Origin of the sequence: Streptomyces sp. SID11385, assembly GCF_010548245.1 — a bacterium.
Taxonomy (GTDB): domain Bacteria; phylum Actinomycetota; class Actinomycetes; order Streptomycetales; family Streptomycetaceae; genus Streptomyces.
Genome location: NZ_JAAGLR010000540.1, coordinates 1 through 9508, shown reverse-complemented (window position 1 = coordinate 9508; position 9508 = coordinate 1). Strand labels below are relative to the sequence as shown.

General features: G+C 72.6%; 11 protein-coding genes. All 11 read left to right on the top strand.

Annotated elements, in window-relative coordinates; translation table 11 throughout:
* Positions 1-39: 39 nt before the first annotated feature.
* Positions 40-1731 carry a nitrite/sulfite reductase gene (locus G3I42_RS16505; protein WP_164286721.1) on the top strand — a complete coding sequence of 564 codons (1692 nt, stop codon included), beginning with the start codon at positions 40-42 and terminating at the stop codon, positions 1729-1731.
* A complete protein-coding gene (locus tag G3I42_RS16500) occupies positions 1728-2000 on the top strand; it encodes a hypothetical protein (protein WP_164286719.1) in 273 nt (90 codons plus the stop codon). Before G3I42_RS16505 ends, G3I42_RS16500 begins: the two co-directional genes overlap by 4 nt.
* The gene (locus tag G3I42_RS16495) at positions 1997-2725 is read left to right on the top strand and encodes a phosphoadenylyl-sulfate reductase (protein ID WP_164286717.1); all 729 of its coding nucleotides are present in this window, start codon (positions 1997-1999) and stop codon (positions 2723-2725) included. The genes G3I42_RS16500 and G3I42_RS16495 overlap by 4 nt, the downstream gene beginning before the upstream one ends.
* A gap of 139 nt (positions 2726-2864) precedes the next feature.
* On the top strand, positions 2865-3398 hold the full coding sequence (gene cysC / locus G3I42_RS16490; protein WP_164286715.1) for an adenylyl-sulfate kinase: 534 nt from the start codon (positions 2865-2867) through the stop codon (positions 3396-3398).
* A complete protein-coding gene (gene cysD, locus G3I42_RS16485) occupies positions 3395-4333 on the top strand; it encodes a sulfate adenylyltransferase subunit CysD (RefSeq protein ID WP_164286713.1) in 939 nt (312 codons plus the stop codon). The genes cysC and cysD overlap by 4 nt, the downstream gene beginning before the upstream one ends.
* 2 nt (positions 4334-4335) lie before the next feature.
* Positions 4336-5670, top strand: coding sequence for a GTP-binding protein (locus tag G3I42_RS16480; protein WP_164286710.1), 1335 nt, complete (start codon positions 4336-4338; stop codon positions 5668-5670).
* Complete coding sequence (locus tag G3I42_RS16475) at positions 5670-5861, top strand: hypothetical protein (protein WP_164286701.1); 192 nt, start codon at positions 5670-5672, stop codon at positions 5859-5861. The genes G3I42_RS16480 and G3I42_RS16475 overlap by 1 nt, the downstream gene beginning before the upstream one ends.
* Positions 5862-6006: 145 nt before the next feature.
* Positions 6007-7119 (top strand): aliphatic sulfonate ABC transporter substrate-binding protein, encoded by a 1113-nt coding sequence (locus G3I42_RS16470; protein ID WP_164286709.1) that lies wholly within the window; start codon positions 6007-6009, stop codon positions 7117-7119.
* Positions 7120-7213: 94 nt separating this feature from the next.
* A complete protein-coding gene (locus G3I42_RS16465) occupies positions 7214-8008 on the top strand; it encodes an ABC transporter ATP-binding protein (protein WP_164286707.1) in 795 nt (264 codons plus the stop codon).
* A complete protein-coding gene (locus G3I42_RS16460; RefSeq protein ID WP_164286705.1) occupies positions 7995-8906 on the top strand; it encodes an ABC transporter permease in 912 nt (303 codons plus the stop codon). Before G3I42_RS16465 ends, G3I42_RS16460 begins: the two co-directional genes overlap by 14 nt.
* A gap of 3 nt (positions 8907-8909) precedes the next feature.
* Positions 8910-9508, top strand: a 599-nt coding sequence (locus G3I42_RS16455; protein WP_164286703.1) for a CbiX/SirB N-terminal domain-containing protein, incomplete at its 3' end; no start/stop codon positions are given.

Genomic DNA, 9508 nt, shown 5'->3' with positions numbered 1-9508 from the left:
CGCCGCGCGCGGCGCCCCGCCCCCGAAGGACGTACCGCCATGGCCGACGCCCCGACGCCCCCCGCCGCCTCCCGCCGCAAGGCGAGCCGTCACCGTGGTGAAGGCCAGTGGGCGGTAGGGCACTTCACCCCGCTCAACGGCAACGAGCAGTTCAAGAAGGACGACGACGGTCTCAACGTACGGACACGTATTGAGACGATCTACTCGAAGGCCGGTTTCGACTCGATCGATCCCAACGACCTGCGCGGCCGGATGCGCTGGTGGGGTCTGTACACGCAGCGGCGGCCCGGGATCGACGGCGGCAAGACGGCGGTCCTGGAGCCGGAGGAACTGGACGACGAGTACTTCATGCTGCGCGTCCGCATCGACGGCGGCCGGCTGACGACCGCCCAGCTCCGCGTGATCGGCGAGATCTCGCAGGAGTTCGCGCGCGGGACCGCTGACCTCACCGACCGGCAGAACGTGCAGTTCCACTGGATCAGGATCGAGGACGTCCCCGAGATCTGGCGGCGCCTGGAGGGCGTCGGCCTCTCGACGACGGAGGCGTGCGGCGACACCCCGCGCGTCGTGCTCGGCTCCCCGGTCGCGGGCATCGCCGAGGACGAGATCATCGACGGCACGCCCGCGATCGAGGAGATCCACCGCCGGGTCATCGGGAACCCCGAATTCTCCAACTTGCCACGGAAGTTCAAGACGGCGATCTCGGGCTCGCCGCTGCTGGACGTGGCGCATGAGATCAACGACGTCGCCTTCGTCGGGGTCGAACACCCGCAGTACGGGCCCGGGTTCGACCTGTGGGTCGGCGGCGGGCTCTCGACGAACCCGAAGCTCGGCGTGCGGCTCGGCGCGTGGGTGCCGCTGGAGGAGGTCGCGGATGTGCACATCGGCGTCATCTCCGTGTTCCGCGACTACGGTTACCGCCGGCTGCGCAACCGCGCGCGCCTGAAGTTCCTCGTCGCGGACTGGGGCGCGGAGAAGTTCCGGCAGGTCCTGGAGGACGAGTACCTGCTCCGCAAGCTCGTCGACGGTCCCGCGCCCGCCGAGCCGGTCGCGCGCTGGCGCGACCACATCGGCGTGCACCGGCAGAAGGACGGCCGTTTCTACGTCGGTTTCGCGCCCCGTGTCGGCCGCGTGGACGGCACTCTGCTCAGCAAGATCGCGGACCTCGCGGCGGCGCACGGTTCCGACCGGGTGCGGACGACTGTCGAGCAGAAGATGCTCGTGCTCGACGTCGCCGAGGAGCACGTCGACTCGCTCGTCGCGGGCCTGGAGGCGCTGGACTTCCAGGTGACGCCCTCGCCGTTCCGGCGCGGCACGATGGCGTGCACCGGGATCGAGTTCTGCAAGCTCGCGATCGTCGAGACGAAGGCGCGCGGCGCCGCGCTCATCGACGAACTGGAGCGCCGCCTGCCGGAGTTCGACGAACCGCTCACCATCAATGTCAACGGCTGCCCCAACGCCTGCGCCCGCATCCAGGTCGCCGACATCGGCCTCAAGGGGCAGTTGGTCCTGGACGGGCAGGGGCGGCAGGTCGAGGGCTTCCAGGTCCACCTGGGCGGAGCGCTCGGCCTGGAGGCCGGGTTCGGGCGCAAGGTGCGCGGGCTGAAGGTGACGGCGGAGGAGCTGCCCGACTACGTCGAGCGCGTGCTGCGCCGCTACCTCGACGGGCGCGAGGACGGCGAGCGCTTCGCCGCCTGGGCGAGCCGCGCCCCGCAGGAGGCCCTGTCGTGAGCCGGGCGAGCGGCGGCACGCAGCGCGCGGTCCCCTTCTACTGCCCCTACTGCGGCGACGAGGACCTGCGCCCGGGCGAGGAGGGGCACGGGACGTGGGAGTGCGCGGCCTGCAACCGCGCCTTCCGCCTGGGCTTCCTGGGCCTGCTCGCCAGCGGTTTCGCCCGCGCGGGCGCCCCCGCGCCCGACGAGGCGCCCGCGCACGCCGCGGCGCCCCGCCCCCGTACCACCACCGAAGGCGACAACGGCGAAGGGGAGAACAGGACATGAGCCACCCCGGCATACCCGCCACCGACCCCGGCACCCTCACGGACGACGCACTGCGCGCGCTCGCCGAACAGGCGGGCCGCGAGCTCGAAGAGGCCGACGCGCTCGACATCCTGCGCTGGGCGACCGGCACCTTCGGGGACCGCTTCTGCGTCACGTCCTCGATGGAGGACGCGGTCGTCGCGCACCTCGCCTCGCGGGCGCGCCCCGGCGTGGACGTCGTCTTCCTCGACACCGGCTACCACTTCCCCGAGACGATCGGCACCCGCGACGCGGTCGAGGCCGTCATGGACGTCCGCGTCCTGACGCTCACGCCCCGCCAGTCGGTCGCCGAGCAGGACGCCGAGTACGGGCCCCAGCTCCACGACCGCGACCCCGACCTGTGCTGCGCCCTGCGCAAGGTCGCCCCGCTCGCCGAAGGGCTCTCCGGCTACCTCGCCTGGGCGACGGGTCTGCGCCGCGACGAGTCACCGACCCGCGCGCACACGCCCGTCGTCGGCTGGGACGAGAAGCGCCGCAAGGTGAAGGTCTCGCCCATCGCCCGCTGGACGCAGGACGACGTGGACGCGTACGTGGCCGAACACGGCGTCCTGACCAACCCCTTGCTCATGGACGGCTACGGCTCGGTGGGCTGCGCGCCCTGCACCCGCAGGCTGCTCGCGGGCGAGGACGCGCGCGCGGGCCGCTGGGCCGGGCGCGCGAAGACGGAGTGCGGGCTGCACGGCTGAGCGCGGCCACGTACGGACGCGGGGCACCAACGGCAGGGCGCGCACAGCACGTACGCGCACACGCCGGGCACGTCACGCACGAGCGGGACGACGAAGCGAGACGCCCGGAGGGACGACCGGGCACGAGGAGGGGTACGAGGTGACGGGAGCGACCGTCTGGCTCACGGGCCTGCCGAGCGCGGGCAAGACCACGATCGCCTACGCGCTGGCCGAGCGGCTGCGCGCCGAGGGCCGCAGGGCCGAAGTGCTCGACGGGGACGAGATCCGCGAATTCCTGTCCGCCGGACTGGGGTTCACCCGCGCCGACCGGGACACGAACGTGCGGCGGATCGGCTACGTCGCCGAACTCCTCGCCTCGCACGGGGTGCTGGCGCTCGTACCGGTCATCGCGCCGTACGCGGACAGCCGCGAGGCGGTGCGCAAGCGGCACCAGGTCGAGGGCACGACGTACCTGGAGGTGCACGTGGCCACGCCCGTCGAGGTGTGCGCCGAACGCGACGTGAAGGGGCTGTACGCCAAGCAGGCGGCCGGCGAACTGACGGGACTCACCGGGGTGGATGACCCCTACGAGGCCCCGGCGGCGCCGGACCTGCGGATCGAGTCGCACACGCAGCCGGTCGCCGACTCGGCCGCCGCGCTGTACGCGCTGCTCACTCAGAGGGGACTGGTATGACGACGACGGCGACGACCGCGGGGAGCGGCACCGAGAGCCCGTTCGCGCTGAGCCACCTGGACGTGCTCGAATCCGAGGCGGTGCACATCTTCCGGGAGGTGGCGGGCGAGTTCGAGCGCCCGGTGATCCTCTTCTCGGGCGGCAAGGACTCCATCGTGATGCTGCACCTGGCGCTCAAGGCGTTCGCGCCCGCGCCGGTGCCCTTCGCGCTCCTGCACGTCGACACGGGCCACAACTTCCCCGAGGTGCTCGCCTACCGGGACCGCGTCGTGGCGGAGCACGGGCTGCGGCTGCACGTCGCCTCCGTGCAGGAGTACATCGACAACGGCACGCTGCGCGAGCGCCCCGACGGCACCCGCAACCCGCTCCAGACCGTGCCGCTCACGGACGCCATCCGCGCGCGGCGGTTCGACGCCGTGTTCGGCGGGGGCCGGCGCGACGAGGAGAAGGCGCGCGCCAAGGAGCGGGTCTTCTCGCTGCGCGACGAGTTCTCGCAGTGGGACCCGCGCCGCCAGCGCCCCGAGCTGTGGCAGCTCTACAACGGGCGGCACGCGCCGGGCGAGCACGTCCGGGTCTTCCCGCTCTCCAACTGGACCGAGCTGGACGTGTGGCAGTACATCGCCCGCGAGTCCATCGCGCTGCCGGAGATCTACTTCGCGCACGAGCGGGACGTGTTCTCGCGCAGCGGGATGTGGCTCACGGCGGGCGAGTGGGGCGGCCCGAAGAAGGACGAGCCGGTCGAGCGGCGGCTCGTGCGCTACCGCACGGTCGGCGACATGTCGTGCACGGGGGCCGTCGACTCGGACGCGACGACGCTGGACGCGGTCATCGCCGAGATCGCCGCCTCGCGGCTCACCGAGCGCGGCGCGACCCGCGCCGACGACAAGCTGTCGGAAGCCGCCATGGAGGACCGCAAGCGCGAGGGGTATTTCTAGCCATGACCACCACTCTCGGCACCAGCGCCACGACGCTCCTGCGTTTCGCGACCGCCGGCTCCGTCGACGACGGCAAGTCCACGCTCGTCGGGCGGCTCCTGCACGACTCCAAGTCGGTCCTGACCGATCAGCTCGAAGCCGTCGAGCGGGCCTCGCTCGACCGGGGCCGTTCGGGACCCGACCTCGCGCTGCTCACGGACGGGCTGCGCGCCGAGCGCGAGCAGGGCATCACGATCGACGTCGCCTACCGCTACTTCGCGACCCCCCGCCGCCGCTTCATCCTCGCGGACACACCGGGGCACGTGCAGTACACGCGGAACATGGTGACGGGCGCGTCGACGGCCGAACTCGCCGTCGTCCTCGTCGACGCGCGCAACGGCGTCGTCGAGCAGACCCGCAGGCACGCGGCGGTCGCGGCGCTGCTGCGCGTCCCGCACGTCGTCCTCGCGGTCAACAAGATGGACCTCGTGGAGTACGCGGAGCCCGCGTTCGCGGCGATCGCCGAGGAGTTCACGGCGTACGCGACCCGCCTCGGCGTCCCGGAGGTGACCGCGATCCCGATCTCGGCGCTCGCCGGGGACAACGTCGTGGAGCCCTCGGCGCGCATGGACTGGTACGGCGGCCCGACCGTGCTCGAACACCTGGAGACCGTCCCGGTCAGCCACGACCTCACCGGCTGCCCGGCCCGTTTCCCGGTGCAGTACGTGATCCGCCCGCAGTCCGCCGAGCACCCCGACTACCGCGGCTACGCGGGCCAGGTGGCCTCCGGGGCGCTGCGGGTGGGGCAGCGTGTGGCCGTACTGCCCTCGGGCCGTACGAGCACGATCGCGGGGATCGACGCGCTCGGCCAGGAGGTCGACATCGCCTGGGCCCCGCAGTCGGTGACCATCCGGCTCGCCGACGATCTCGACGTCTCGCGCGGCGATTTGATCGCCCCGGCCGACGAACTCCCCGCCGTGACACGGGACGTGACCGCGACGGTGTGCCATGTCGCCGACACACCCCTGACGGTGGGACACCGCGTGCTGCTCAAGCACACGACCCGCACCGTCAAGGCGATCGTCAAGGAGATCCCCTCGCGGCTCTCGCTCGACGACCTCGCCCAGCACGCCGGGCCGGGGCGTCTCGTCGCCAACGACATCGGCCGCGTCGTGGTGCGCACCGCGGACCCGCTCGCGCTCGACGACTACGCGGGCTCGCGCCGGACGGGGTCCTTCCTGCTCATCGACCCCGCGGACGGCACGACGCTCGCCGCCGGGATGGCGGGCGAGGCGTTCGGCGGGAGTGCGGGGGCCGGGGCCCCGGTGGCGGCGGACGACGAGGGCTGGGACTTCTGATGGCTTCGCAGAAAGCGGTGGCGGCAGAGGGCACGGGCGGCACGCGCGCCGCCGGGTTCCGCGACGCCGCCGTGTCCGGGGACGGCGCCGCCGTCCTCAGGGACGCGTACAGCGGGTTCGCCAAGGAGGGCGGCCGGGTGGGCAGCGGCGCGCTGGGCGCCGGGACCGGGGGTGTCGCGCGATGTGTGTGAACCGCGGCCCGCGCCGTCCCCGGGGGAGCGCCCGCGCGCTCCCCGCGCTCCACCACCGAAGACCTTCCACCCGTCCCGAAGCCTCCTGACGACCCTCCCCCACGGGGAACCGACGAGGACCGGGCCAACGAGAGGACCCCCTCCCGTGCCTTCCGCAAGACTGCGCCGCTCGCTCGCCGCGGCCACCGCCCTGCCCCTGCTCGCCCTCGTCGCCACGGCCTGCGGCTACGGCTCGGACGCGGACGACGGCGACAAGGCGTCGAAGGCGCCCGTCGCCGCCGGCACCAAGAAACTCTCGGCGTCGAGCGTGCGGATCGGGTACTTCCCGAACCTCACCCACGCCACCGCCCTCGTCGGCATCGAGAAGGGCCTGTTCCAGAAGGAGTTGGGGGCGACGTCGGTCAAGCCGTCGACCTTCAACGCCGGGCCCTCCGAGATCGAGGCGCTCAACTCCGGCTCGATCGACATCGGCTTCATCGGCCCCTCGCCGTCGATCAACGGCTTCACGCAGTCGCAGGGCAAGTCCCTGCGGATCATCGGCGGTTCGGCCTCCGGCGGCGTGAAGCTCGTCGTGAACCCGAAGAAGATCAAGTCGCTCGACGACGTCAAGGGCAAGCGCATCGCGACCCCGCAGCTCGGCAACACGCAGGACGTCGCGTTCCTCAACTGGGTGGCGGAGAAGGGCTGGAAGGTCGACGCGCAGAGCGGGAAGGGTGACGTCTCCGTCGTCCGGTCCGACAACAAGGTGACGCCCGACGCCTACAAGTCCGGTTCCATCGACGGCGCGTGGGTGCCCGAGCCGACCGCGTCGAAGCTCGTCTCGGAGGGTGCGAAGGAGATCCTGGACGAGCGGGACCTGTGGCCGGACAAGAAGTTCGTGATCACGAACATCATCGTGTCGCAGAAGTTCCTGAGCGAGCACCCCGACGTCGTCGAGGCGGTGCTGCGCGGCTCGGTCACGACGAACAAGTGGATCAAGGACAACGACGAGGCCGCGAAGACCGCGGCGAACGACGCGCTGAAGAAGCTGAGCGGCAAGGCGCTGCCGGCCGAGCAGCTCGACCCGGCGTGGAAGTCCATCGAGATCCTCGACGACCCGCTCGCCGCGACGCTCCAGGCCGAGGCCGACCACGCGGTCAAGGCGGGACTCCTCATGAAGCCGCAGCTCAAGGGGATCTACGACCTCGGGCCGCTCAACAAGGTGCTCAAGGCCGAGGGGCAGCCGGCGGTGGACGACGCCGGCCTCGGCGTGAAGTAGCGGCCCGGGGGCGCGGTGCCGCCGCCCACGCGCACCGCGCCCCCGCCGTGCTCGCCCCACCCCCCATCCCCCAACCGTCTCCAGGAGGTGTCCCATGGCGACGACGTACGCCGAGGCCACGGACGGCAGTACGCGTGACGCGGGCCCCGCCGCCCGGCTCGCCCACGTCTCCAAGTCCTTCTCCACCCCCGCCGGGCAGCACCTCGTGCTCGACGACATCTCGCTCGACGTCGCCCCCGGCGAGTTCGTGACCCTGCTCGGGGCCTCGGGCTGCGGCAAGTCGACGCTGCTCAACCTCGTCGCGGGGCTCGACGCGCCCTCGGCGGGCGAGATCAGCACGCCGGGCGCACGGCCCGCGCTCATGTTCCAGGAGCACGCGCTGTTCCCGTGGCTCACAGCGGGCAAGAACATCGAGCTGGCGCTCAAGCTGCGCGGCGTGCCGAGGCCCGAACGCCAGCCCCGAGCGATGGAGTTGCTGGACGTCGTACGGCTCGAAGGGGCGTACGGGAAGCGGGTGCACGAGCTGTCCGGCGGGATGCGGCAGCGCGTGGCGCTCGCCCGGGCGCTCGCGCAGGACAGTCAACTCCTGCTCATGGACGAGCCGTTCGCCGCGCTCGACGCGATCACCAGGGACCTGCTGCACGACGAGCTGACCCGGGTGTGGCGCGAGACGCGGCTCTCGGTGCTCTTCGTGACGCACAACGTGCGCGAGGCGGTGCGGCTCGCCGAGCGCGTCGTCCTGCTCTCCTCGCGCCCGGGACGGATCGCGCGCGAGTGGCGCGTGGACATCCCGCAGCCGCGCCGTATCGAGGACACCGCCGTGGCGGAGCTGTCCGCCGAGATCACCGAGGAACTGCGGGGGGAGATCCGCCGTCATGGCCAGCACTGAGACAAGCACCCGGCTGAACAAGGGCAGGGGGGACGAAGGGGACGGCGATCTCGCCGGGCTCGACGCGCTCGAAACGGCGGGGAGCGGGGGCGGGGCGGGACGCGCCGGAGCGCGCGAGGTGCTGGTCCGCAAGGTCCTGCCGCCTCTCGTCTCGGTCGTCCTGGTCCTCGCCGTGTGGCAGATCCTCGTCTGGGCGAAGGTCACCGACTCCTACAAGCTGCCCTCGCCGGGCGCGGTGTGGGGCGAGCTGAGCGACGCGTGGACGCAGGGGAAGCTGCTCGGCTACATCTGGACGAGCGTCTCGCGCGGCCTCTTCGGCTTCCTCCTCGCGCTCGTCATCGGCACGCCGCTCGGGCTGCTCGTCTCACGGGTGCGGTTCGTGCGCGCGGCGATCGGGCCGATCCTGTCCGGGCTCCAGTCGCTGCCCTCGGTCGCGTGGGTGCCGCCCGCCGTGCTGTGGCTCGGGCTCAACAGCTCGATGATGTACGCCGTGATCCTCCTCGGCGCGGTCCCCTCGATCGCCAACGGCCTCGTCTCCGGCGTCGATCAGGTCCCCCCGCTGTACCTGCGGGCCGGACGCACGCTCGGCGCGACGGGCCTGCGCGGGACCTGGCACATCGTGCTGCCCGCCGCGCTGCCCGGCTACCTCGCGGGGCTCAAGCAGGGGTGGGCCTTCTCCTGGCGCTCGCTCATGGCCGCCGAGATCATCGCCTCCTCGCCCGATCTTGGCATCGGTCTGGGGCAGTTGCTGGAGAACGGCCGCACCAACAGCAGCATGTCGATGGTGTTCCTCGCGATCTTCCTCATCCTGATCGTCGGCATCGCGATCGACCTGCTCATCTTCAGCCCGCTGGAGCGCAGGGTGCTGCGCACGCGCGGGCTGCTCGTCAGGAGCTGATCCATGCACGCCCCCCGTCCCGCGCTCCTGGTCGTCGCGCACGGCAGCCGCGATCCCCGTCATGCCGCGACGGTGCGCGCGCTCGTGGCGCGGGTACGGCGCCTGCGTCCCGGGCTCACCGTGGAGACGGCGTTCCTCGACTTCGCCGAGCCGTCCGTGCCGGACACGCTGGCGCGGCTCGCCGCGGCGGGGGCGCACGAGGTCGTCGCGCTGCCGCTGCTGCTCACGCGCGCCTTCCACGCGAAGAGCGACCTCCCGGCGGTGCTCGAAGCGGCCATGCGCGCGCTGCCCGGCCGCCGGGTGCGGGTACGGCTCGCCCGCGTACTCGGTCCCTCGCCGCTCCTGACGGCGGCCTTGGAGCGGCGGCTCGCGGAGGCGGGGGTACGGCGTGCCGAGCGCGCGTCGACCGCGGTCGTCCTCGCCTCGGCCGGCTCGACCGACCCCGAGGCCGCCGCGGTGCTCGACGGGCTCGCGCGGCAGTGGCGGGGCGCGGGCTGGGGGGCGGTGCGGCTCGCGTTCGCCTCGGCGCGCGGGCCGCGTACGGAGGAGGCGGTCCAGGAGTTGCGCGCGGAGGGCTGGGCGCGCGTCGCGGTCGCCCCGTA

Coding starts and splice junctions, on each gene's coding strand:
- cysD (WP_164286713.1), top strand. CDS start 3,395: ATGACGACGACGGCGACGACCGCGGGGAGCGGCACCGAGAGCCCGTTC.
- G3I42_RS16495 (WP_164286717.1), top strand. CDS start 1,997: ATGAGCCACCCCGGCATACCCGCCACCGACCCCGGCACCCTCACGGAC.
- G3I42_RS16475 (WP_164286701.1), top strand. CDS start 5,670: ATGGCTTCGCAGAAAGCGGTGGCGGCAGAGGGCACGGGCGGCACGCGC.
- G3I42_RS16505 (WP_164286721.1), top strand. CDS start 40: ATGGCCGACGCCCCGACGCCCCCCGCCGCCTCCCGCCGCAAGGCGAGC.
- G3I42_RS16465 (WP_164286707.1), top strand. CDS start 7,214: ATGGCGACGACGTACGCCGAGGCCACGGACGGCAGTACGCGTGACGCG.
- G3I42_RS16480 (WP_164286710.1), top strand. CDS start 4,336: ATGACCACCACTCTCGGCACCAGCGCCACGACGCTCCTGCGTTTCGCG.
- G3I42_RS16460 (WP_164286705.1), top strand. CDS start 7,995: ATGGCCAGCACTGAGACAAGCACCCGGCTGAACAAGGGCAGGGGGGAC.